Origin of the sequence: Natrialba hulunbeirensis JCM 10989 (assembly GCF_000337575.1) — an archaeon.
Lineage (GTDB): Archaea > Halobacteriota > Halobacteria > Halobacteriales > Natrialbaceae > Natrialba > Natrialba hulunbeirensis.
Map to the genome: position 1 here is coordinate 21,671 of NZ_AOIM01000040.1, position 23,390 is coordinate 45,060.

The 23,390-nt window shown below is 63.5% G+C and carries 17 protein-coding genes; 10 read left to right on the forward strand and 7 right to left on the reverse strand.

Annotated elements, in window-relative coordinates:
* The first annotated feature begins 163 nt into the window (after positions 1-163).
* Positions 164-1,858, forward strand: a complete 1,695-nt coding sequence (locus C483_RS16080; RefSeq protein WP_006654420.1) for a hypothetical protein — start codon at positions 164-166, stop codon at positions 1,856-1,858.
* Between the two features lie 487 nt (positions 1,859-2,345).
* Here the strand turns inward: C483_RS16080 and C483_RS16085 are convergent, their stop codons facing one another.
* Positions 2,346-2,945, reverse strand: coding sequence for a DUF7344 domain-containing protein (locus C483_RS16085; RefSeq protein ID WP_006654421.1), 600 nt, complete (start codon positions 2,943-2,945; stop codon positions 2,346-2,348).
* Positions 2,946-3,740: 795 nt separating this feature from the next.
* Between C483_RS16085 and C483_RS16090 the strand changes: the two genes are divergently transcribed.
* Positions 3,741-4,694, forward strand: coding sequence for a transcription initiation factor IIB (locus C483_RS16090; protein ID WP_006654422.1), 954 nt, complete (start codon positions 3,741-3,743; stop codon positions 4,692-4,694).
* On the opposite strand, the gene C483_RS20545 is transcribed toward C483_RS16090, so the two are convergent.
* Positions 4,687-4,863, reverse strand: a complete 177-nt coding sequence (locus tag C483_RS20545) for a hypothetical protein (RefSeq protein WP_169331434.1) — start codon at positions 4,861-4,863, stop codon at positions 4,687-4,689. The genes C483_RS16090 and C483_RS20545 overlap by 8 nt on opposite strands.
* A 150-nt stretch (positions 4,864-5,013) precedes the next feature.
* On the opposite strand from C483_RS20545, the gene C483_RS16095 reads away from it, so the two are divergent.
* Positions 5,014-7,047, forward strand: a complete 2,034-nt coding sequence (locus C483_RS16095; RefSeq protein WP_006654424.1) for a DEAD/DEAH box helicase — start codon at positions 5,014-5,016, stop codon at positions 7,045-7,047.
* Here the strand turns inward: C483_RS16095 and C483_RS16100 are convergent.
* Complete coding sequence (locus tag C483_RS16100; protein WP_006654425.1) at positions 7,044-7,400, reverse strand: hypothetical protein; 357 nt, start codon at positions 7,398-7,400, stop codon at positions 7,044-7,046. The two genes, C483_RS16095 and C483_RS16100, sit on opposite strands and share 4 nt — an antisense overlap.
* Positions 7,401-7,954: 554 nt before the next feature.
* On the opposite strand from C483_RS16100, the gene C483_RS16105 reads away from it, so the two are divergent.
* Complete coding sequence (locus C483_RS16105; RefSeq protein WP_006654426.1) at positions 7,955-9,844, forward strand: ATP-binding protein; 1,890 nt, start codon at positions 7,955-7,957, stop codon at positions 9,842-9,844.
* Positions 9,845-9,894: 50 nt separating this feature from the next.
* Here the strand turns inward: C483_RS16105 and C483_RS16110 are convergent, their stop codons facing one another.
* Positions 9,895-11,031 carry a DegT/DnrJ/EryC1/StrS family aminotransferase gene (locus tag C483_RS16110; protein WP_006654427.1) on the reverse strand — a complete coding sequence of 379 codons (1,137 nt, stop codon included), beginning with the start codon at positions 11,029-11,031 and terminating at the stop codon, positions 9,895-9,897.
* Positions 11,032-11,259: 228 nt separating this feature from the next.
* Between C483_RS16110 and C483_RS16115 the strand changes: the two genes are divergently transcribed.
* On the forward strand, positions 11,260-12,885 hold the full coding sequence (locus C483_RS16115) for an alkaline phosphatase family protein (RefSeq protein WP_006654428.1): 1,626 nt from the start codon (positions 11,260-11,262) through the stop codon (positions 12,883-12,885).
* On the forward strand, positions 12,882-13,904 hold the full coding sequence (locus tag C483_RS16120) for a lipid II:glycine glycyltransferase FemX (protein WP_006654429.1): 1,023 nt from the start codon (positions 12,882-12,884) through the stop codon (positions 13,902-13,904). The genes C483_RS16115 and C483_RS16120 overlap by 4 nt, the downstream gene beginning before the upstream one ends.
* Before the next feature lie 34 nt (positions 13,905-13,938).
* On the opposite strand, the gene C483_RS16125 is transcribed toward C483_RS16120, so the two are convergent.
* Positions 13,939-14,253 (reverse strand): hypothetical protein, encoded by a 315-nt coding sequence (locus tag C483_RS16125; RefSeq protein WP_006654430.1) that lies wholly within the window; start codon positions 14,251-14,253, stop codon positions 13,939-13,941.
* 184 nt (positions 14,254-14,437) lie between these two features.
* On the opposite strand from C483_RS16125, the gene glmM reads away from it, so the two are divergent.
* Positions 14,438-15,775: a phosphoglucosamine mutase gene (gene glmM, locus C483_RS16130; RefSeq protein WP_006654431.1), complete on the forward strand. Its 1,338-nt coding sequence runs from the start codon at positions 14,438-14,440 to the stop codon at positions 15,773-15,775.
* 336 nt (positions 15,776-16,111) lie between these two features.
* Here the strand turns inward: glmM and C483_RS16135 are convergent, their stop codons facing one another.
* Positions 16,112-16,321, reverse strand: a complete 210-nt coding sequence (locus C483_RS16135; RefSeq protein ID WP_049912840.1) for a DUF7563 family protein — start codon at positions 16,319-16,321, stop codon at positions 16,112-16,114.
* Positions 16,322-16,761: 440 nt separating this feature from the next.
* Here C483_RS16135 and glmU point away from each other — a divergent pair, with 440 nt between their 5' ends.
* Positions 16,762-17,943 carry a bifunctional sugar-1-phosphate nucleotidylyltransferase/acetyltransferase gene (gene glmU, locus C483_RS16140; RefSeq protein ID WP_006654432.1) on the forward strand — a complete coding sequence of 394 codons (1,182 nt, stop codon included), beginning with the start codon at positions 16,762-16,764 and terminating at the stop codon, positions 17,941-17,943.
* A 313-nt stretch (positions 17,944-18,256) separates the two neighbouring features.
* On the opposite strand, the gene glmS is transcribed toward glmU, so the two are convergent.
* Positions 18,257-20,071 (reverse strand): glutamine--fructose-6-phosphate transaminase (isomerizing), encoded by a 1,815-nt coding sequence (glmS, locus tag C483_RS16145; RefSeq protein WP_006654433.1) that lies wholly within the window; start codon positions 20,069-20,071, stop codon positions 18,257-18,259.
* Positions 20,072-20,891: 820 nt separating this feature from the next.
* Between glmS and C483_RS16150 the strand changes: the two genes are divergently transcribed.
* Together C483_RS16150 and C483_RS16155 are read left to right on the forward strand one after the other, a co-directional pair.
* Positions 20,892-22,952 (forward strand): cation:proton antiporter, encoded by a 2,061-nt coding sequence (locus C483_RS16150; RefSeq protein WP_006654434.1) that lies wholly within the window; start codon positions 20,892-20,894, stop codon positions 22,950-22,952.
* Positions 22,953-23,042: 90 nt separating this feature from the next.
* A complete protein-coding gene (locus C483_RS16155) occupies positions 23,043-23,231 on the forward strand; it encodes a DUF5786 family protein (RefSeq protein WP_006654435.1) in 189 nt (62 codons plus the stop codon).
* Positions 23,232-23,390: the final 159 nt, after the last annotated feature.

The following is a 23,390-nucleotide window of genomic DNA, read 5'->3' on the forward strand; positions in this document are numbered from 1 at the left end:
TACTGTCTGTAAATTTTAGATCCTGGGAAAGGGAAAGTTTATTGCGGTAGTTCTGTATTACCCGTAGTACATGGCACGTGAACGTTCGGTACCGGATGACGGTTCATCCGGGAACAACGCGACGACCGAGAGTAATAGTGGATTACTCGACCGTCGTTCGTATATGAAACTGGCCGGGGCAACGACTGCAGCGACTGCGTTCGGCGCAACCGCCGGCGCGGCAAACAGTGACGACTACGAGACGATCACCGCCAACGGACAGGTCATCCGTATCGGACAGGGTGAAAGCTTCGAGAACAAACTGATCGACCTGACCAACGGAAACAGCGTCGTCCTCCTCGTCGAGGGTGGCAACTCCGTAATCCGCAACGTTGGATTCGAGGGACTCCACCGTGGGGACGGGTTCATGATCTCGATCACGGCACCGAGTGGGGATGTCCTGATCGAGAACGTCTACCTCGGCGATGGGTCGACCAAGGAAGGCGAAAGTTTCGTCCACGGACCCGGCGCGGTGTTCTACCACCGCGACGCCTCCTGTGACGTCACATTCCGCCACTGCAACGTCCAGGGGTGGCCAAACAATGGCTTCTACTGTTCAAACACAGCTTCGGGCGGCTCCGCGCGCTTCGAACACTGTTACGGCAAGAACAACGGCGTCAGCACCTACCGCGTCGCCGGCGGCAACGACGCCATCGTCGACTCGGTCGCGTACAACGACAACACCGATTACGGTCCCGGCTGGGGTGGGTACACCGAAGACAGCGGCCGGCCAGTCTGGGTCTGGCCCGGCAGCACCGTCTCGATTGAGGATTCACACTTCGCAAGCGGGGGCTACCCGCACGCGATCATCCTGCGCGGTAACGCAACCGCCCAGATGTCCGGCGGTGCAATCAGCGGCAGCGTTCAGGGCGGCGGCCTCAATCGCTCGAACGTCTCGAGTTCCCCCGACCTCTCGGTCCCCGAGGGGACCCCGACGTCGGCCGTCGACGCCGCATCGGGTGAGACGAGCGAGACGGGAGATGGAGTGAACGGCAACGATGCGGACGAGGACGACGATGAACCCGCACTCGAGAACCTCCTGCTCGTCGAGGGTGACGATTCGGATGTCACGCGCTACGAGTTCGAAGCCGAGGGCGACGTCGAGCCATCGACGGCAGAGGGAGCGACGATCGATGCGGCTGCGGGTATCGAGGACGGCGTGGCATACGGCGTCGTCGCCGACTGGAAGGACGCCTTCCGGTTCGACGGTGACCTGCTCACGCTGACCGTCGACGGGCCAGGAACGGTCTTCGTCAACGGTGAGGAAGTCGATCCGTCCGAGTACGGTGAGGATCTCCCGCACGTACTCGAGATCGAGGGCCGTGGCGCACCAACGAGTTACGAGATCACGGTCGACGGCACGATCGAGTTCGACGGAGACGAGGATCCGGACGACCAAGCAACCACGGTCTCCGGTTCGACAGTCCAGAGTTCGGTGACGGACTCCACGCAGACGTTCCGCTTCTCGGGTGCGCTGACGGACGTGACGTTTACCGACGGCGAGGCGGCGGTCTTCCTCGACGGTGAGGAGATCGACCCGTCGGAGTACGGCGAGACCGAACTCCTGCCACACGCACTCGTCATCGACGGCGGTGACAGCGACGAACCGAGCACGTACTCGTTCCGCATCGATGGAACGGTCGTCAAGTCGGACTACCAGTCGGCGACGATCGACGATGATGATATCATCGACGACCGTTTCGTCCGTGGCGTCGTCGACGACGAACTCGACGCCTACTGGTTCGAAGGGCCGATCGACGACTTCACGCTGTGTGGGACTGCAACCGTCGACGTGCAGTACAACGCGCGTAACCAGTAAATAGCCGACAGCAGTTCGAACAGCGCTCAACTGCGGTTTGCGTATTTTTTGAACGGGAACGGTAACGGGTGAGCGTGGCGTCTCTGACGCATCGCTCTCGAGTTCGATTCAGTGAATGCAGTTCGGTGAGTTGATGGCGCTCGTTGAGCCGGTGCAGTTCGGGCAACCGATACAGCTCTTGCTGTAACTCACCGTCACAGAGAGACAGCGCCGACGTACCGACCTCGTGAGAAGATGGCTCCCGCGCGTGGAACAGCAAGCTGGCACGCGAACTGTCCCGGTACTGGATGACGGTCGCCGGGAGCCAGCTCATGCTATGAGCGGGGTGAATAAAAGTCCTTCTTGATCCTGTTCGAATCTGAGAACACCCGTCGACGGAACAGATCAGCAGTTGTGACAGTCAGCACGCTCATTGTCGAACTGAACGCTGCCGTCGGACAGAATCAGGAGGCGAAAGCCCACGGCGGCAGCCGTGTGGATGAAACCGTCAATCGATGCGCGAGAGTTTCCCGTCGACAGTCCGCTCGTGCTCGCGGTTCGTCACGGCGTGAGCCAGCGAGAGCGCGAAAAAGGCGAGTACGACACCGCCCGCGAGTGCGAGCGTCGGGAGGGCAGTGAGTCCGGGGACACCGAGTAGTGCCGCAGCAATGAGGACGCCGCCAACAATGCTCAGGCCGGCATACCACCGGTCCCAGCGGTCCTGTCGATGTGCATCCGTATCGAGATACATCATCAGCAGGTCGGCATTGTCCGACAGCGAGATCAGCCCACGATCCTGATCGTACTCGACGATTCCGGCATCGTCCATCTTCGGGAGATGGGTCTGGTAGAGGGCGACGTAGACGCGCTTTCGCTGATCAGAGCTCAACGCGTTGACACTGGTATCGTTCTCCCAGGCAGCGATTTGCTCGGCGAGTTCGCCGAGGGTGACAGTCTCGTCGGCCTCGAGTAAGTACGTCAGTACTTCCCGGCGACGGCGGTTCTTCAGGAGTTCGAAAATGACGTCTTTCGACAGCTGATCATCGGTCTCGGTATCGCTTACGGAAGAAGAGAGTTCGTCCGGAAGCGAGGTATCGACGGAGGACATTATCGTGTCCCTCCGGCTGTTCGACCCGGCGGAACAGCCCTGGTTTCGGGGAGCCAGCTTTGGGTGGTGAAACCACCACCAGGCTGTCGAACCGACAGCGACCCCTGTACGCTCAGACGGCGATTCGCAGTCACGATTGACACACCAAGTTGTACACCAACAGAGACACTCTTAAGCACGGCCACGTTTCGCACCGGCTGCAAAGTAGGTACGGACAGACTTCCCGCACGGCGGCCGTCGCGTCGCTGTTGCTGGGTGTTTCGGTGCGCAACGGCACGCGGCGACCCCGGTAGTATCGAGAGATTGGGCGCGTGTACCGATAGCGTACGGCCGTTGCTACGACGCCGCTGGCGATTCACAGGACGATGTCGGTATGCGGATCGTCGACACAGCACTGCTACGAAACGTTTGGCTCGAGCGACATAAATTCTCCTGACGGTTTGGTCCCGAAAGCGACCTTTACACGGAGAACAGTTGTCTTACTCGCAGACCTGATCGCGTGCGAGCAAGCGTCTCGGCTCCGTTTCTCACCTTGGTACCGTTCCGATGGTCTGTCTGTACACTCGAGTGCTCGCCGGATCGCCAATGAGTGACCCGACCCGAGCGGGGACCCTCGCTGCTCAGGCAGCGATCCGTTTTCGTCGCTGTCGCCCGGTCGCTGCGACGGCGTGCGTGGAGTGGCTTTATCCTCGCCCCTGCCGTCGCCGGGACACGATGTGAGACGCAGTAAGTCGGGGTTTCTCTCGAAACCATGTGAACCCCTTACAGTGGCTGCACGGCTTCCGTCCACTACTGATGACGCAGTCCATCATCGACCACACCAGAAGCGAGGTCCAGGAATCGGAGCCTGGATTATGTCCAGACTGCGAAACGGATACCGTCATACACGATCCGGATCGAGGCGAGCGCGTCTGTGGTGAGTGCGGGCTCGTACTGACCGAGGACCCCATCGACTACGGTCCGGAGTGGCGCGCGTTCAACGCCCAGGAACACGACGAACTCTCCCGCGTCGGTGCACCCCTTACGCAGTCCATGCACGACCGGGGGCTGACGACAACGATCGACTGGCGCAACAAGGACGCAAACGGCCACTCAATGTCGGCGGATAAGCACGGCCAACTCCACCGTCTGCGCGTCTGGCAGGAACGCATTCGCACGAAGAACGCGGGCGAACGCAACCTCAAGTACGCACTCTCTGAGATCGATCGCATGGTCAGCGCCCTCGGCGTCCCGAAGCCGGTCAAGGAGACCGCGAGCGTGATCTACCGACGGGCACTCGAGCAGGACCTCATTCGCGGGCGCTCTATCGAGGGCGTCGCGACCAGTGCGCTCTACACCGCCTGCCGGAAGGAAGGCATTCCGCGCAGTCTTGAGGAGGTCACCTCCGTTTCGCGGGTCGATCAGCGCGAGATCGGCCGCACCTACCGCTACATCGCGGACGAACTCGACATCAATCTCGAACCGACGAACCCCCGCCAGTTCGTGCCGCGGTTCTGTTCGGAACTCGACGTGAGCAAGGAGGTCGAAACCAGAGCGGTCGAGATCATCGACCAGACGACCGATCTGGGACTCCACTCCGGAAAGTCACCGACCGGATTCGCCGCGGCAGCGATCTACGCCGCCGGCTTGCTCTGTGACGAAACCATCCCGCAGCGCGCGGTCGCTGACACAGCGCAGACGACCGTGGTGACCGTCAGAAACCGCTACCGGGAACAGCTCGATGCGATCGATCAGTCGCCGGTTACATGATCGACCGCTCGCTTTCGTTGTAGACGTCCTCGTTGAGCAACGCGTGGAGGTTCGCGTACGGGACGAACGCGATGAACTCGCCCTCTCCGTCGTACAACCTGAGCCCGTCGTCCGTTCGGTCGTAGTCCTCGCACATGATCTGTCCCTCGGGGAGGATCGCACGGAACATGCGGGAAAATACGACGCCGCGAAGCATATAGTGTTGCACTGTCACGGATTGCTACCAGCGTGCGTTCACGGCATCGACTCGACGATCCGAGGCGAGGCGAGGCGAGGCAAGGCGAAATCGGTTTACTCCCACCACCGTTACGGCCCTGCAGTGACCGACGAACGTTCGTCAGCGACACGAAGCGGCGAGCATCTCCCTGATGACTCCTCCGACACCCCGTCAAACACCTCCTCCGACGACGGGGGCACCGGCGAGTCACCCCCAGCCGATGGGACGACCAGCCAGTCGCTCTCACTCGAGTCCTTTCACGACGCCTGCCAGCAAGCCGGCCGTCCCGTCCTCACCGCCGGCGCCGTCGCCCGCGCGCTCGACCGGCCCCACGAGGCGATTAGCGAGGAACTCGACGCGCTCTCAGCGCAGGGTGCACTCGAGCGTCTCTCCGTCTCGACCGACCCCGTCGTCTGGTATCCGAGCGAACTCGAGGACCTGACCGATCGCGAGCGCGTGGTCGTCTTCCCGAAGCGCCGGGAGATTATCGTCGACCGCCCCGATCAGTTCACCCGCGCTCAACTCGCGCAGTTCGCTCACCTCGCGGACGGCAACGGCGAGGAGGGCTATCGCTACGTTGTCAGGCCCGAGGACGTCTGGCAGGCCCCACACGACTCCTTCGACGAACTCGCCCGAACCATGCGCCAGGCGCTTGGCCAGCGCTCGGGGGCACTCGAGGACTGGGTCGAGAGCCAGTGGGACCGGGCCCACCAGTTCCGCCTGACGACGCACGAGGAGGGCTATACCGTACTGGAGGCCAAGAGTCCCGAAGTGATGGGCAACGTCGCCCGCCAGAAACTCGACGAAGAACACGTCCACGCCCCTATCTCCGAGACCGAGGACTGGGTCCGAGAGGGTTCGGAGGCGGCGATCAAGCGGGTTCTCTACGAGGCGGGCTATCCGGTACAGGACCACCGCGAGTTGGCATCCGGTGAGCAACTGGACATCGAACTCGGTGTCTCGCTGCGCGACTACCAGCAGACGTGGGTCGACCGCTTCGCAGAGGGCGGCGAGGGCGTCTTCGTCGGCCCGCCGGGAAGCGGGAAGACAGTAGCCGCGATGGGAGCGATGGCCCACGTTGGCGGCGAAACACTGGTGTTGGTTCCGAGCCGCGACCTCGCGCGCCAGTGGGCCGAAGCCATCGAGGAGTACACCTCGCTCGGGCCGCACCAGATCGGTCAGTACCACGGCGGACAGAAGAACGTCCGCCCCGTCACGATCGCGACCTACCAGATTGCGGGGATGGACCGCCACCGGTCGCTGTTCGACGACCGCGAGTGGGGTCTCGTCGTGTTCGACGAGTGTCAGCACGTGCCCTCGGACGTCTACCGGCGGAGTACGCATCTGCAGTCCCGGCACCGACTCGGCCTCTCGGCCAGCCCCATCCGGGAGGACGACCGCCAGACCGAGATCTTCACGCTCGTCGGGCCGCCGATCGGCACCGACTGGCAGGCCCTGTTCGAGGCCGGCTTCGTCGCCGAACCGGAACTCGAGATCCGCTACGTGCCGTGGGGGGACGACGAGCAGTCGAACGCCTACGCCTCCGCCGACGGCCGCGAGAGATACCGGATCGCCGCCCGAAATCGCGGGAAGGTCGACGAAGTGCGGTATCTCCTGTCGGCACACGCCGACTCGAAGGCGCTCGTCTTCGTTGACTACCTCGACCAGGGCCGCGACCTCGCCGACGCGCTCGACGTCCCCTTCCTCAGTGGGGAGACTCCCCACCACGAACGCCGGCGGCTACTCGAGGAGTTCCGTCGCGACGAGCGCGACCTGCTGATCGTTTCGCGCGTGGGTGACGAGGGGATCGACTTGCCGACGGCGGATCTGGCGATTGTCGCCTCCGGACTGGGCGGCTCACGCCGGCAGGGAACGCAACGCGCGGGGCGGACGATGCGGCCGGCAGGTGGCGCGCTCGTCTACGTGCTCGCGACGCGCGGGACGCGCGAGGAAGATTTCGCTCGGCGGCAGTTGCAGCATCTCGGCCGAAAGGGGATGACGGTGCGTGAGGAGACTGTCGAGCGGGATGTCGATGCTGGCGGCGGAGATCGTTCTGCCGACGATGGCAGTGGAGAGTCTGATGCTGCTGTCGATAGCGATACCGCTGGCGGCTCGGACACCGCCACTGACGGCTAATCAACCACCGAAGCGGTCTGTGTTGGCGGTCTATCCGCGTCTGCCGTCTCGACGATTTCCGTCCGCACGTCTTCGACTGCTTTGATACCAACGCCATCTTCGAGTTCGGTTCGCACGGTTGTGGCGTCGGGACGCTCGTCGACGGGCGTCGGTGCCAGGACGAGGCGAACACGGAGGTCGACCGTCGTCTCGTTCAGCGCCGGATTGAGTCCCCGAACGGTCGCCTCTTCGAGTCGGTCGACGGCGTCGATTCGCTCGACGACGGCAGTTGCGCCGTCGGCGAGGCTGCCGGCCGCGTTGATCGGCACGCGAACGGTGAGCGTTGCCACGACTGCAGTCTGGGTACTGTTCATGAGGCTCCCGTCGAGAGTCGAACTCGAGTTGGATCGTCGCTGCCGAGTCCCTGCGACGATCGGTGCTAGCCCAGTATGCTGCGGGAGCGGTGTGCCCCGCGCAGTGTCGCTGGTCGGCGTCACGGAGACCGACGGTCTCCATCCAAGGAGACACAGAAACAGTCGCGGCGACCCCGACCGGCGAACACGTGCGCGGTGCGGACGGGGTCGAATCGACGGCGTGGTGCCGTCAGCGGTCCCGTCCACGACCACCAAGAGATCCATTTCCAGTGAGATAGACACTGGAGATGGACGCAAGCACTGCCTTGCCGACAGCGACGGCTGCCGGATGGCGAGTGCACGGTGGCGTGGTCGGGATCATCGGAACGATCGATACGTTGAGCGGCAGTGACATAATCCTTTCTCAGGTGTGTTGTGTATGAACACACCACGATTCGGGGTGCCAGCGTGGCGAGAATCGGTCGTCCAGACGGACTGTCACGGAGAGGCCAATATTCAAGGTCGCGTGTTCGGACTGTACTGATAATGACCGAGTCGCGCGCAGTCGGGGTGGGATGGCGGTGAGCGAGCAACGCGAGGTGCTCGTGGGCGAAACGGCCGACGGCACGGATCTACACCTGCCGGTCGTCGAACTGCTGACCGGCCGCGGGTTCGTCACCGGCAAGTCCGGGTCCGGGAAGTCGAACACCGCCTCCGTCATCGCGGAGGAACTGCTCGAGGCTGGCTTCCCTCTCCTCATCGTCGACACCGACGGGGAGTACTACGGCCTCAAGGAGGAGTACGAGATGCTCCACGCCGGAGCCGACGAGGAGTGTGACATCCAGATCGGGCCCGAACACGCCGAACAAATGGCGACCCTCGCCTTGGAGGAGAACGTCCCCGTCATTCTCGACGTTTCGGGCTATCTGGACGAGGACGTTGCAAACGAGCTGTTGCGCAAGATCGCACGCCAGCTGTTCGTCAAGGAAAAGAAACTCAAGAAGCCGTTCCTCCTCGTGGTCGAGGAGGTCCACGAGTACATCCCCGAGGGCGGCGGCGTCGGCGAGACCGGCAACCTCCTGATCAAGATCAGCAAGCGCGGGCGCAAACACGGCCTCGGCATCCTCGGCATCAGCCAGCGCCCCGCCGACGTCAAGAAGGACTTCATCACGCAGGCGAACTGGCTCGTCTGGCACCGCTTGACCTGGGACAACGACACCAAGGTCGTCGGCCGGATTATCGACACCGAGTACTCGGAGATGGTCTCCGACCTCGACGACGGCCAGGCGTTCGTCCAGACCGACTGGACCGATATCGATGTCCGCAAGGTTCAGTTCCGCCGCAAACGCACCTTCGACGCCGGTGCGACACCCGGACTCGACGACTTCGAGCGCCCCGAACTCAAGTCCGTCTCCGACGCGCTCGTCGGCGACTTACAGGATATCTCGGAGCGCAAGGACCGCGAACAGGACCGCATCCACGAACTCGAGACCGAACTCGAGAAGAAGGAGAAACGAATCGAGACGTTGGAGGACGAACTCGAGTCGGCCCGCGACGTTTCGAGTGCGGCAAAGCAGATGGCCGACGCGCTGAGCGGTCGGAGTACGGTGCAGACGCAGCTCGGCGGCGGAAGCGATGAGGAGTTGCGGCGGCTGCACGAGGAGGTGGTCGAACTGGAGGATGAACGGGACGAACTGGCGGACGAGCGAGATGCGCTGGAGACCGAGCGCGACGAGCTACGCGAGCAACTCGAGTCCCGCGAGGAACGCATCGAGTCGCTCGAGGGGACACTCGAGTCGCGTTCGGAGACGGTCGCGAGTTTGCGGTCCCAGCGGGATCGGTTGCGGTCGCGAGTACGAGCGCTAGAGCGCGACGCGACTGCTGCTGGGGCTGCTTCTGACGGTATCGCTGCTGATTCAGACACCGACGCCGCCGCTGAAGCGGAGTCGTCGACTGACACAATCGTGCAGGCGGGCGGCACGCCGGTCGAACTCGGCTACGTGACCGTCGACGGCGAGGACGAGGCGGAGGGCGACGCCAGTGACAACGCCCACACTCGCTTCATCGTCGCCAACGATCAGGACGAGTACGATCTGCGCGATGTCGTCACTCTCTTCGAGACTACCTGGATCGGCGACCGGCTCCACCGTGCCAGCGAGGGTTCGCGCTGCACCGTCGAAACCGCCGCCCACGTGCTGGAGGTGCTCGCGCGCGAAGGGGCACTCGAGACGGAACAGATCGCGAGCAGGGTCGACCGGTCGACGGTGGCGGTCCAGAGCCTGCTTTCGGAACTGCGGACGGAGTCGATTCTCGATCGAACGGACGTGCGGTCGTACGAACTCGCGGGTCCGGTGCGGGCGAAGTTGCACGCGTTGGCGACAGATGAGGGTGAGACGAGGGGAGAGAGTGGCCAGACAGAGTCGGAGACGGAGCGCGAGCACGAACAGGAACCCCACCGCGCCTAATCCATCATCCACCACCCACTGCGGATTACCCGCTACCCACCGTACCCCACTCACTCCCAGCGAAGCGCGCCACCGACCGACTCGAGTTCCGCCGGATCGACGTGCTGGTGAACCGGCAGTGTCACGATTTCGCGCGAGAGTCGCGTTGCGGTCCCGTATTCGGGGTTGTCGAGGACGTTGCCGGCGAGTCGCGGCCAGGTGTGGACGCCGTCGACGCCGACGCGCTCGAGTTCGGCGATGAACGCGCGGGCGTCGTCGGTTCGAACCGGAAGTGCCTGCGGACAGATGCCGTCGGGAAGCGAGCCGAAGACGGGTTCGAGGGAGTCGTATCCGTCGAGAACGCGCCGCCAGGTACGGAAGTTTTCCCGTCTCGTCTGCCGAATCTCGGTCGGGTCGATATCGCTTGCAAGGTAGGCTGCGAGCTTCGACATCGGTGTTTTCCACGCCTCGTACCGCTCAGCAGGGGTGCCGACGGCCGGTGTGTCGGAGTCGTCGCGCCGTCTGGCGAGCAGCGCGTCGACCGAGTGGCGAACGGGCGGTGCGGTGTCGAGGAACTCCTGAAGTACCGATTTGAGGATGTATCGGCAGTCCGCGGTGTCGACGTTCCCGCGGATGCCCGCGAGTGACGAGGGCTCGTACCGGTTGCTAACCGAGTCGTCGTTGCAGTAGAGCACCGCGCCGTTCGGAATCGGCAAGAGCTTCCAGAGACTGGTAATGCCGATGTCGCCGCGAGTACCGAGCAGCGTCCCGTGGTCGACGCTCAACGGCGCGTGGGCGTTGTCGTCGATGTGATAGCAGCCGGCGTCGGCGGCGATGGACTCGAGTTCCGCGAGTCCGGGCTGGGGAAAGCCGAAGTAGTTCACCGACATGACGGCGAGGGTATCGTCGTCGAGTCGCCGTTCCAGATCGACGAAATCGGGAGCGAGTGTCGGTTCGACGGCGTAGTAGCGCGGTTCGAGTCCGAGTTCACGAAGTGGTTCGACGACACCATCCGGCAGGTACGCCGGGACGAGGACGTTCTGCTGTCGGGTGGCGTCGACGAGTCCGGCGAGACCGTCGCGCAGCGCGACCTTCCCGGAGCCGTAGAAGTGAAAGTCGTCGGCGTAGCGACCGACGAACGGTTCGATGCCGGTTGGCTGCTGGGTCGGCAGCGACGCCACGAGCAGCGATGGCGTGCCGCTAATCATCGGTTCGGAAGCCAGCTCGCAGCCCTTGTCACCGATACACACATCACGCACACATGGTCGCCGATGAGGGCCTTAGTGATGCGGCCGATACAGCCGACAGTGGTCGCGAAAGCAGAACTTACGGCGCTGGATCGGCCCGTTGACTGTCGACCGTTGGCTGCTGCAGACCGGGCTTACAGCCGGCCAAGCGCTCGCATAACAAAGCCCGACTCCCGAAACATGTCACCCATGGACGATTCGACAGACGAACTTGGGCTTCGATTGCTGGTCGTCGGTCTCGACGCCGGCTGCCGACCGATTCTTCACCGACTGTTCGAGGAGGGCGAGGTTCCGACGCTCCAGCAACTGTTCGAAGACAGCGCCAGCGGGCCACTCGAGTCTCAGATTCCGCCGTGGACGGCAAGCGCCTGGCCGTCGATGTACACCGGGAAGAATCCCGGCAAACACGGCGTCTTCGACTTCCTCTCCTTCGATGGCTACGACTGGGACGTGGTGAACTCGACGCACGTCCGGGAACGCCCCGTCTGGGAACTGCTCTCCGACCACGGCATCTCGAGTGTCGTCGTCAACGTGCCGGTCACCCACCCCGCGCGGGAGTTCGACGGCGCGTTGATTCCGGGGATGACCGCACCCGAAGACCCCGACTGCCATCCGGAAGGGATACTCGAGGACGTCAAACTCGCCTGCGGTGAGTATCAGATCTACCCTCAGAGCGGTCCCGAACCGGATCGGTCAATCGAGGGTTACGAACGGACCCTCGAACTCCGCGGGAAGGCGTTTCGCTACCTCTGTCGACGGTTTGAGCCCGGATTCGGCTTTCTCCAGTTCCAGCTCACTGACTCCGTCTTCCACGAGCGTCCGGGCGACAAGAAGGCGATCGAAGCAGTCTATCGCGAGGTCGACAGACAGCTCGCCGAGACACTCGAGGAGACCGACCCCGACAACATTCTGGTCGTCAGCGACCACGGGATGGGTCCCGTCTCCGGCCCCGAGTTCCGGGTCAACGAGTTCCTGCGCGATCAGGGTTATCTGTCCGGTCAGAAGGGCGGCGAGGGAATGCCAAACTGGTCGACCGCCTGGGAGAACGACCTTCTCGAGGGCGAGGACGCCGGCGACCACGAGGCGGGCGCGGTAGAACGGGCGATGAACGCCGCGGCCAAGGTGGGGATCACGACCCAGCGGGTCGCGAGTGCACTCGAGTACGTTGGCCTCAAGGAACCGATCGGGAAGCGGGTGCCAAACGACATGATTCGGGCGGCGAGCGAGCAGGTCGACTTCCCGAGTTCGATGGTCTACATGCGCTCGAAGAGCGAGCTCGGGTTACGGATCAACCTCGAGGGGCGCGAGCCGAACGGGCAGGTGCCGGCTGACGAGTACGAGCGGGTGCGAGACGAGGTGATCGACGCGCTGGCGGACGTGCGAACGCCGGACGGCGAGCCGGTGTTCGACGCCGTCGCGCCGCGGGAGGCCTACTTCGACGGCCCATACGTCGAGCACGCGCCAGACATCGTCACCGTCCCGGCCGACTTCGATACGGCCGTCGTCGCCGACCTCGGTCAGGCGCAGTTCGGCGAGCCGATGGAGCCGTGGAACCACAAGCAGACGGGCGTGGTCGCGGCGACGGGCGAGGCCTTCGACGAACGCGCCGGCGTCGCGGGTGCGACGATCTTCGATATCGCGCCGACGATCTGCTCGCTGTTCGACGTGCCCGTCGACGCCGGGATGGACGGGACCACGCTCCCGGTGATCGAGGAGAGTTCGCGCACGGAGTATCCGGCCTACGAACCCGGCCAGATCACCGTAACTGACGACCGGGCGGTCGAGGACCGCCTCTCTGACCTGGGGTATCTATGAGTATCGAGGTCACCGAACTCGACCCGTGGCAGGACGCCGACGAGTGGGACCGGTACGTCGAGCGCTCGGACGGGACGAACCCGTTCTTTCGCGCAGCTGCGATCCGGCTGCAGGCGCAGGATACGGGGACGACGCCGCACCTCCTCGTCGGCTTCAAGGGCCAGGAGGCGGTTGGCATCTTTCCGATCTTCGAGTTCACCAGGGGACCGGTTACGGGCGCGTTCTCGCCTGCCCCGCAGTCGTGGTCGTGTTACCTCGGCCCCGCGCTGTTGAACGTCGACAAGCTCAAACAGCGCAAGGCTGACCGGCGGATCGAGCGCTTCCTCGAGGGCTGCTTTGACTGGCTCGAGACCGAACTCTCGCCGCTGTACACACGGTTCGTCGCGGCCGAGTTCGCCGACGTTCGCCCGTTCGTCTGGAACGAGTACGACGTAGAGCCGGAGTACACGTACATTGTCGACCTCGAGGGGACAGAGAACGACCTCCTCGACCGCTTCAGCAGCGATGCACGGAGCAACATCCGAAACGCCGACGCGGACGCCTACACCATCGCGGAGGGCGACACCGACGACGTCGAACGGATCGTCGACCAGGTCGCCGCCCGCTACGAGAATCAGGGACGCGCGTTCCACCTCAGCCCCGACTTCGCCCGGTCACTACACCGGACGCTTCCCGACGGCTCGATTCGTCCCTACGTCTGTCGCGTCGACGGCGAGTTTCTCGGCGGTATCCTCGTCGTCGAATCAGAGACGACCCGTTACCGGTGGCAGGGCGGCGTCAGACCCGATGCGGACACCACCGTCAGCACCGACCTCGCCATCAACGACCTCCTCGACTGGCACGTCATGCGCGACGGCCTCCGGGACGGACTCGAGTACTACGACCTCGTCGGGGCAGGTGTACCGAGTATCAACCGCTACAAGGCGAAGTTCAACCCCCGGCTGGTGACGAACTACGTGATCACGTCGGGGGCGTTCGGGTTCGATCTGGTGGTGGATCGGTACCGAAAGTATCGGTGACCCGTTCGACGCGACTGTTCGACGTCCCACACACCTACTGCTCGACGATCCGGTACTTCGACTGCCGCGCATCCTGCAAACAGACCCGACTATCGACCTGCCCCGCAGTTTCTAGCTTGCCGAGCGCGTACCGAACCGTCCGCGAGCACAGCCGCGACTCCGCGGCGAGTTCCTCCTGGGTGAGCGAGCCCTCGTACTCGAGTACCTTGTAGACGAGTTTGGCGCTTGGAGGGAGGTCGGTGAGGGGGGTGTTCGGTTCGGACTCTGATTCGGAGTCAGCTGCTGCTTCGAGTTCCGGCTCTGGGTCTCGGTCTGGTTCGGCGTCGGGCTCGGAGTCAGTGGCACTCATAGTCAACTGCCTCGGCGTACCTCGTGGCGCTTCTATACCGTTTCGACGGTTCAGAATCATAGGGGTGTGCTAACCGAAAGTTGGCTCTCCGTTCTTCACAGCCAAACGGTTGATACCGGTAGTTTGTGTGAGCGAGCGCTGTTAACCACAACATAGTAAGGCGCTGGATCGCGTCACGACCGGTATGTTCGGAACGAGTGGCATCCGTGGAACGGTCGGCGAGGAGGTCACGGCAGACCTCGCACTCGCCGTCGGTCGAGCGGTTGCCTCGGATGGGTACGAGACGGTCGTCCTCGGACGAGACGCCCGTGAGAGTGGCAGACTGTTGGTCGACGCGGTCGCGGCCGGCCTGCGAGAGTGTGGCGCGGACGTGATCGAGGTTGGGGTTGCGGCGACGCCAACTGTCGCCCGCGCGATCGAGCACCTCGACGCGGACGCCGGCATCGTCGTGACGGCCTCGCACAACCCGAAGACGGACAACGGCCTCAAGCTCTGGACGCCCTCCGGGAAGGCGTTCGGCCCCAACCAGCGCGACGAAATCGAACGCCGAATCCAGGAGTCTGACTACGATCTCGCCGCCTGGGACGAACTCGGCACGCGCCGCCAGTACGAGGACGCGACCGAACTCCACGCAGCACAGCTCGCAGAGGCGGTCACTATCGAGGGCACTCCACACGTCATCGTCGACGTCGGCAACGGAGCCGGCGGAATTACTGCGTCCGTCCTCGCGGACCTCGGCTGTACCGTCGAAACGCTGAACGGCCAGCCCGACGGCTCGTTCCCCGGTCGGCCGAGCGAACCAAACGCAGAGACACTCGAGTCCCTTGCCGCGATGGTCGAACACACCGACGCGGATCTCGGGATTGGCCACGACGGCGACGCGGATCGGATGATGGCGGTCGACGAGACGGGGACGTTCGTCCCGAAGGACGCATTGCTCGCGCTGTTCGCGCGTAAGGCGGCGAGCGACGGCGACCGGGTCGCCGCGCCGGTCGATACGAGTCTCGCGGTTGACGACGTGCTCGCGGCCGTTGGTGCGTCAGTCACGCGGACGCAGGTCGGTGACGTCTACGTGGCAGAGCGCGCGACCGAGGACGACGTGACCTTCGGCGGCGAGCCCAGCGGGGCCTGGATCTGGCCGGACGAGACGCTCTGTCCGGATGGTCCGCTCGCGGCCTGTAAGCTGGTGGAGTTCGTCGACACAGCGGGGCCACTCTCCGAGCTTGCGGGCGAAATCGAGCAGTATCCGATCCGGCGCACGTCGATCGAGGTAGCGGAGAAGGAAGCGGTGATGGCAGCCGTACAAGAGCGCGTGACCGAGGCCTACGACGATGTGGACACGTTGGACGGAGTCCGGGTGGAAACGGACGAGGGCTGGTTCTTGCTCCGTGCGAGCGGGACGGAGCCGCTCGTTCGGGTGACGGCCGAAGCCCGCTCTGCAGCGGCCGCAGAGCGCGTCTTCGACGAGGCACAAGCACTGGTCGAGGAGGCGATCGACGCGGTCGGGGTAGCCGAGCAGTAGCGGGACAGCGGTGTGTTCGGCCGGTTTCTTGGCTGGTAGCTCTTCTTGATCCTCGTGGTCTCTGCCTCGCTCGGCCTGCCGACTCGTCTTGGGGTGTGAGTGGAACTGTGCAGCGGCGGTGGGAGTCGAGCGTGTGAACTGAGAACGAGAGCAGTGGAGGACGGGAGAGGAGGAAGCGAGAACGGTGAAGGGGCAGTGACCGTCCATCAGACGGAATGGGTAAGTCGATGAGCACGAGTTTCCCAGCCGGGTGATGGGACGGGAACGCAGACGGGCGATCCTGCCACGGAGCCGCGTCTTCTGGCGTCTGTTAGGTCTTTCGACCGATGTGTACGTCTACCGCTCCTCTTCGGGGATGAAATCGGAGGTCTTCATCTCGCGATACGTCGCACAGTCTGGGCAGGCGTGGACGACATCGCGATTGTCTCCGAAGACACGAGCGAACTGACGGGTGACCTGGTTGCCGCAGTTGACACAGCGGGGGGCGCTCGTTTGCTGGCGAGACGTCATCGGCGTCCACTTCGCATCAGTTGGTTCCGTCGACATCATCAGGCCGTAGCCACAGAACGGTATTTAATATAGACTGCATAACTCGATTTCTGGACGGTAACACCGGCGTTTATGCCGAATTTACCCGGCTCCATCTGGTTGTGGAAATCGACACTGTAACCGGTTCTACGTCGCGAAATTCAATATTTCCTGAACGTAATGGCTCGTTTTACCGGGTGATTTTGGCGGAATTTCTCGACCGGGAGGCGTTCGTCGGATCCACCCGCTGACCGAATCACCGTCAGGGCCACAATGGTCGCACACGACACTCGACGAAAACGACTCCACCACCCAATCGGAACGACTTGCGGTCAGTACAACGACGGCAACGACGGGCGTATTGACCGTCTCCGCCTCACGTGAACGGTTTTTCTCGCGCCCCAGCCGGTCGATTAGATGCTGTATATTTATCCCCCGCATCGCCGTAGGTCAGGGTCATGAAAGCAGTCGTTCTCGCAGCGGGAGAGGGCACCAGGATTCGGCCACTTTCCGGATCCGTCCCGAAACCGATGTTACCAGTCGCCGACCGACCGCTCGTCGCCCACACTGTCGACGCCGCGATCGACGCCGGGGCCGAGGAAATCGTCCTCGTCGTGGGATACGAGGCCGACACCGTCAGAGAGCACTTCGAGGACAGCTACCGCGGCGTCCCGATCACCTACGCCGTCCAGGAGGGCCAGGACGGCACCGCGGACGCCGTCAACGCTGCCAGCGAACATCTCGACGGCTCCTTCGCGGTTCTCAACGGAGACAACCTCTACGACCCCGCCGCGATCGACGCGCTCTTCGACGCCTGCCCGGCCGTTTGTGCCGTCGAGGTCGAAAACCCGAGCAACTACGGCGTACTGAGCACCGAGGACGACACCATCGTCGATATCGTCGAAAAACCCGCCGATCCACCGACGAACCTCGCCAACGCCGGCGCGTACGCCTTCCCCGAGCGCGCCCGCGAGTGGCTCGAGGTCCCCGCCAGCGAACGCGGCGAACACGAGATCACGGACGTACTCGCCCGCGTCATCGACGAGTTCGCGGTCACGCCGGTTACGACCGACCGCTGGATGGACGTCGGCCGCCCGTGGGAACTCCTCGAGGCCAACGAGTGGAAGCTCGGCGACCTCAACCGGCGCATCGAGGGCGAGGTCAGTGATGCAGCCCAACTCGAGGGCGATGTCGTCGTCGAAGAAGGTGCAACGGTGAAGCCGGGGGTCGTGATCGAGGGACCGGCGCTGATCCGCTCGGGTGCGACGGTTGGACCGAACGCGTACGTTCGTGGGGCGACGCTCGTCGACGAGGGGGCGTCGGTCGGCAACGCGGTCGAGATCAAAAACAGCGTGCTCTCGCGTGGCACGTCCGTTAGCCACCTCTCTTACGTTGGCGACAGCGTGCTCGGCCGCAACGTCAACTTCGGTGCGGGGACGACGGTCGCCAACCTCCGCCACGACGACGAGGCGATCAAGTTCACCGTCAAGGGCGAGCGACTCTCGACGGGACGCCGGAAGTTCGGCGTCGTCGCCGGCGACGAGGTCAAGACCGGTATCAACACGAGTCTGACGCCTGGCCTGAAACTCGACGCCGGTGCGACGTCGAGGCCGGGTGAAGTGGTCGAGCGAGATCGGTAAGGCGAACGCGGACCTGTTCTTCCGCCAACATCACCGAAACCCCTGAAACCACCGAAGCCGACGTTCCCAGGGACCGATTTTATGTAATCCGCTCCGGCTAGTCACTGTGGAGGAGTGTCGGTCAGTACCACACCGTTGCTCGATCGTCGCTCTTCCAGCCGACTCGAGTTCGACATCGTTCGAGTGCGGGTCACGATCACCCGGCGCTGCACGGAGCGGGGGCTACGGGGGTGGCCTCGGCTCCGGTGGCGATCGGTTTCTACGGTCCCGTAGCGCCGTCCGTCAGCTAAAAGCGCACTAACCAGCGCCCCGCCTACTCGACGGTGACGCTCTTGGCGAGGTTCCGCGGCTTGTCGATCGGCCGATCGAGCAAGGCCGCCGCGTGGTAGGAAACCAACTGGAGCTGCACGTTCGCGAGCAGTCCAGCCAGTTCGGCGTCACTCGCGGGAATTTCGAGGTGCTCGTCTGCGACCTCGACCGCGCGGTGTCCCTCCGGACAGACCGCGATGACCGGCGCACCGCGGGTCTGGGCTTCCTCGGCGTTTTTCAGCGTCTTCTCGTCCTCCTCGCCGGTGAAGACCGCGAACACCGGCGTATCGGGCGTCACCAGCGCGAGCGGACCGTGCTTGAGTTCGCCCGAGGCAAAGCCCTCCGCGTGCTCGTAGGTAATCTCCTTGAATTTGAGCGCGCCCTCGAGTGCAACCGGATAGCCGAGGCCGCGGCCGATGAAGAAGTACGACTGGCTGCCCTGATACTGGCGTGCGATGGTGGCGGCGTCGTCGGTAGCGAGCAGGTCCTCGAGTTGGCCTGGCATCTGGGCCAGGTCGGGGAGCAACGACTGCAGGTCTGCTGGGGGCGCACCACGTGAGTCGGCGGCGATCCGCTGGGCGAGCAGCGTGAGCATGACGGCCTGCGAGGAGAACGTCTTGGTCGCTGCGACGCCGATCTCGGGGCCGGCACGGATGAACAGGGTGTCATCGGCTTCGCGGGCAGCGGTCGAGCCGACGACGTTCGTGACGGTGAGCGTATCGGCACCCGCGTCGGTCGCCTGTCGGAGCGCGCTCAGGGTGTCGGCCGTCTCGCCGCTCTGGGTGACCGCGATCACGAGTGTCTCGTCGTCGACCGGCGGTGCCGTCACGCTGTACTCGTTCGCGAGCAGCGCCGTCGCACGGATTCCGGCTTGATTCAGCGCGAGCGAGCCGTACAGGGCTGCGTGGTAGGACGTGCCACAGGCGATGAGTTGGACGTTTTCGACGCCGTCGAACGTTCCCGGCGGGAAGTCTTCCAGCGCGATTCGCCCGTTGGTGGGATCGATTCGCCCCTCGATGGCCTGGGCGAGCGCGGTCGGCTGCTCGTGGATCTCTTTGAGCATGAAGTGGTCGTACTCACCCTTGCCGGCCTGCTCGGGATCCCACTCGACCGTCTCGAGGTCGCGCGAGATCGGGTCGCCCGCGAGGTCGGTGAACTCGACGCCCGCTTCGTCGATAATCGCCACGTCGCCATCCTCCAGGTAGACGACGGTGTCGGTGTACTCGAGGAACGCCGGCACGTCGCTGGCGAGGAAGAACTCCTCGTCCTCGACGCCGACGACGAGCGGAGAGCCCTTGCGGGCCGCGTAGAGGACGTGTTCGCCGTCGAGCATCGCGGTCACGGCGTAGCTGCCCTCGAGTTCGTCGATGGCGCGCCGGAAGGCGGCCTCGCTCTCCATGCCCTCGTCGAGATAGTACTGGATGAGGTGGGGGATGACCTCGGTGTCGGTGTCGCTCGTAAACTCGTGGCCGCGCTCGCGGAGCCACGCTTTGAGGTCGGCATAGTTTTCGATGATGCCGTTGTGGACGACGGCGACGTCTTCGGTGCCGTCTGTGTGTGGATGGGCGTTCTCGTCGGTCGGCGGTCCGTGGGTGGACCAGCGGGTGTGGCCGATGCCGACGTTGCCCTCGATGTGTCTGTCACCGATCGAGTCCTTGAGCTCCTCGACCTTGCCAGAGCGTTTCTGGACGGCGATACCAGCACCGTTCTGGACGGCGATACCGGCGGAGTCGTAGCCGCGATACTCGAGATTCTCGAGGCCGGTCAGGAGCGTATCCAGTGCGTCGTCGGTGCCGACGTGACCAATAATTCCACACATTAGTCGATCACCTTGTTCATCGTCAGCGAGTGCGTGGCTGCGTCGAGCGGTTCCTGACTGTCTCGTCTCTCGTGAGCAGTGCAGACAGCGCGGGACTGAGACCGGGAGTCGGACCGGACACAGGACCGAGGCTGGACGGACAACCGACGGCGGATCGGGCGACCACCCGTCCCGGCCTGGCGGGCGTTGAAACGGTGCGCGGACATGGTTGCTTCTCAAGCAAGCCGAACCCATTACTATAGATTGACTACTGAACGAGCCCCCTGAGACGGTTGCTATCACTTCCCCACTACACCGTTCACAGCGGCTCACCACCGATTGTTCTACGTTCGTGAACGACTTCCTGAGAATCGTTCTCTTCGCTGCTGATCACTGCGATAATCCACATCAAATTCATCCACTCTCGGGAGTATGTCAACCAAACGCGGGCGGGCGACTCGAGTATGGCGCGCCGAACGACGCTGTATCCGTTGCCCAACCGACGGTATGGAGTGCCCACAGACCGTCTCGAGACGGTGTCAGTTGGTGGCCCGTCCCGGACCACACACCGCTACGTACCAGCCGTAACTGCCTGAAAAAAGAGACGATTAGGGCGGTATCGTCGACGAAATATGTCGACTATCCAGTTTCGAATCCGTATCCAGTCCGAAAACTGGTCACGTATCGATATTCTTCGAACGGAATCCTGCATTTTATTAGCTTCCCCACCAGTTTGTCGCAGTGAGTACGCCGTTTCCCGCCGAACGCCGACAAAAGTTGCATAACTTGCCGGAACTACCGAGCAGTCGCTGTCGCCCCACGCTACCCAGTCGATCTATCGATGCTCTCACCACTCGTCGTCGAACCGGTGTCGATTCCCTTCGAGGAGCCGATCTTCGTGTTCACGGCCGCGATGATCGTGTTCCTCGTCGGCCCGCTGCTTATCAAACGACTCGGCCAGCCCGGCATCGTCGGCATCGTTCTCTTCGGTGCCCTCATCGGACCGGATGCACTCGAGATCGTCGAACACTCGGACGCGATCGAACTGCTCGGTGAGGTCGGTCTCGTCTATCTCCTGTTTACTGTCGGATTGGAACTCGATATTCGGACGTTCAAGGAGGCGCCGGAGAACGCGACACTGTTCGGGCTGGCGAGTTTCTTCATCCCGTTTACTGTCGGCACGTTCGCGACGCATACGATTCTCGGACTCGATCTCGAAGGTGCACTGTTGCTGTCGGCAGTGTTCGCCTCGCACACGCTGCTTGCGTACCCGATCGTCAACCGGCTCGGTGTGACGAAAAACCGGGCCGTTGCGGCCGTCTTCGGCGGTATTCTCTTCACCGACACGCTTGCGCTCGTGGTCCTTGCGGTTGTGACTGGCGCTGTCGAGGACGGTTTCTCGTTCCTGCTGTTCGGTGAGGTCGCTCTCTCTATCGTCCTCCTGTTCGGGAGTGCCTGGCTCGTCGTTCCACCGGTCTCGCGGTGGTTCTTCCAGAACTTCAGTCAGGAGAGCTACTTCGAGTTCCTCTTCGTCATGGTCGCCATCTTCGCCGCGGCGACGCTCGCGGAGATTCTCGGACTGGACGCCATCCTCGGCGCGTTCGTCGCCGGGATCGCAATCAACCAGCTCATTCCACAGGGCGGAACGTTGATGAACCGGATCGAGTTCGTCGGGAACGCCTTCTTTATCCCCTTCTTCCTGCTTCACGTCGGGATGCTCGTTGACCCGACCGTGATTCTGGCCGGTCCCGAAACGCTACAGATCACGGCCCTGATCGTCGGGATCATGGTCGCCACGAAGGGGGCAGCGGCACTGCTCGTCTCGACGATCCAGGGCTACACGCCAAACGAGCGAAACGTCATCTTCGGACTGTCGACCGGCCAGGCCGCGGCCGCGCTCGCGATTACTCTCATCGGCTTCGATATGGGGCTGTTTACCTCCGAGATTCTCAACGCCGTCGTGTTGTTGTTGCTCGTGACGGCGATTCTGAGCCCGTGGATCACCGAACGCGCCGCGACGAGTCTCGCCTACGAGAGCGAGGTCGGCGAGGACGGTGACGACGGCCGCGATCCCTCGATCCTGTTGCCGCTCTCACACCACGCTGACCTCCAGCAACGGCTCCTCGAACTCGCGTTCGTACTCAAGGGAGACCGCGGGACCGAACCGGTCAACGTGATGACCGTCGTCCAGCCGGACGGCTCGTCACCGACGGAGCAACAGGTTGCCGAGGTCCAGTCCGAACTCGACGAGCTCGCGGCCGCCGGCAGCGCCGCGGAGGTCCCCGTCGAGACCGAGACCCGTGTCAACCACAACGTCGCCTCCGGTGTCGTCCAGGGGGCCGTCGAGGTGCAGGCGAATCAGATCCTCATGGGTTGGGACGCAGGCGAGAGCTTCCGCCACCGAATCTTCGGCAGTATCATCGACCAGGTTTTAGAGCAGACGACGCTTCCGGTCCTGATCTCTCGACTCGGCCATCCGATCAACACGACACGTCGGCTCTTCGTCGTCGTCCCGCTCGGTGCGGACCACCACGAGGGCTTCTACGAGGCGGTCCACATCGTCAAGCGGCTTGCCTCCACTCTCGGTGCCGAACTGAACGTGATCGTCGTCGAGGGCGCTGCCCACCAGTACGAACAGCTGTTCGGCCTCGTCGAGGAGGATACCCCTGCCGAGTTCGACGAGATCGATAACTGGGGGCGACTCCTGCCGCGACTCGAGAGCCAGACCGAAGACGACGACCTGATCATCTCCATCGCCCCGCGCCGCGGCGACGTCGGCTGGCACTCCGAACTCGAGAACCTGCCCGCGCGTCTCGCCGAGTTACCGCCAGAGTCGTTCATCACGATCCACCCACGGCAGGGCGAACCGGAGTATGACCGCCAGTACCTCCGACTGAAGTGAGCCAACAATTCAGCCGAAAAGCACGTGCGAACCCGTTGCAGAGCAGGTTCGAACCGCCACACCTATGGGCGCTCCCGACCCAGGTATCCTATGGGTTTTGGTAGCTACGACGAATCCGAGCAGCAGCAACAGACGACCGACGACGACGAAGACGTTGAAGCAGTCAACGTCCATCAGAACGACCACGACGGTCAGATGTCCTTCGAGTCTGACGTTTCCACCGACGAGCTCGTCTCCCAGCTCGGCGAGATGCGAGACGACGGCGACGACGACGAGTAACGGCCTTCTCACCGCCGTACCGTCGCATCGTCAGATCATCACATCGTTGTATCGTCGCATCGTCGCACTTTCGTACTCGAGTACCACCTGTTCCTGTTTCCGCACTCGCTCGTCGATGGTCGTCACTAATGGCTGATCGCTGACCGCTGACCGCTGACC

Excerpts from the sequence above, each read along its gene's own strand:
- C483_RS16080 (WP_006654420.1), top strand. The coding sequence starts at position 164 with ATGAAACTGGCCGGGGCAACGACTGCAGCGACTGCGTTCGGCGCAACC.
- C483_RS16085 (WP_006654421.1), bottom strand. The coding sequence starts at position 2,945 with ATGTCCTCCGTCGATACCTCGCTTCCGGACGAACTCTCTTCTTCCGTA.
- C483_RS16090 (WP_006654422.1), top strand. The coding sequence starts at position 3,741 with ATGACGCAGTCCATCATCGACCACACCAGAAGCGAGGTCCAGGAATCG.
- C483_RS20545 (WP_169331434.1), bottom strand. The coding sequence starts at position 4,863 with ATGTTCCGTGCGATCCTCCCCGAGGGACAGATCATGTGCGAGGACTAC.
- C483_RS16100 (WP_006654425.1), bottom strand. The coding sequence starts at position 7,400 with ATGAACAGTACCCAGACTGCAGTCGTGGCAACGCTCACCGTTCGCGTG.
- C483_RS16105 (WP_006654426.1), top strand. The coding sequence starts at position 7,955 with ATGGCGGTGAGCGAGCAACGCGAGGTGCTCGTGGGCGAAACGGCCGAC.
- C483_RS16110 (WP_006654427.1), bottom strand. The coding sequence starts at position 11,031 with ATGATTAGCGGCACGCCATCGCTGCTCGTGGCGTCGCTGCCGACCCAG.
- C483_RS16115 (WP_006654428.1), top strand. The coding sequence starts at position 11,260 with ATGGACGATTCGACAGACGAACTTGGGCTTCGATTGCTGGTCGTCGGT.
- C483_RS16120 (WP_006654429.1), top strand. The coding sequence starts at position 12,882 with ATGAGTATCGAGGTCACCGAACTCGACCCGTGGCAGGACGCCGACGAG.
- C483_RS16125 (WP_006654430.1), bottom strand. The coding sequence starts at position 14,253 with ATGAGTGCCACTGACTCCGAGCCCGACGCCGAACCAGACCGAGACCCA.
- glmM (WP_006654431.1), top strand. The coding sequence starts at position 14,438 with ATGTTCGGAACGAGTGGCATCCGTGGAACGGTCGGCGAGGAGGTCACG.
- C483_RS16135 (WP_049912840.1), bottom strand. The coding sequence starts at position 16,321 with ATGTCGACGGAACCAACTGATGCGAAGTGGACGCCGATGACGTCTCGC.
- glmU (WP_006654432.1), top strand. The coding sequence starts at position 16,762 with ATGAAAGCAGTCGTTCTCGCAGCGGGAGAGGGCACCAGGATTCGGCCA.
- glmS (WP_006654433.1), bottom strand. The coding sequence starts at position 20,071 with ATGTGTGGAATTATTGGTCACGTCGGCACCGACGACGCACTGGATACG.
- C483_RS16150 (WP_006654434.1), top strand. The coding sequence starts at position 20,892 with ATGCTCTCACCACTCGTCGTCGAACCGGTGTCGATTCCCTTCGAGGAG.
- C483_RS16155 (WP_006654435.1), top strand. The coding sequence starts at position 23,043 with ATGGGTTTTGGTAGCTACGACGAATCCGAGCAGCAGCAACAGACGACC.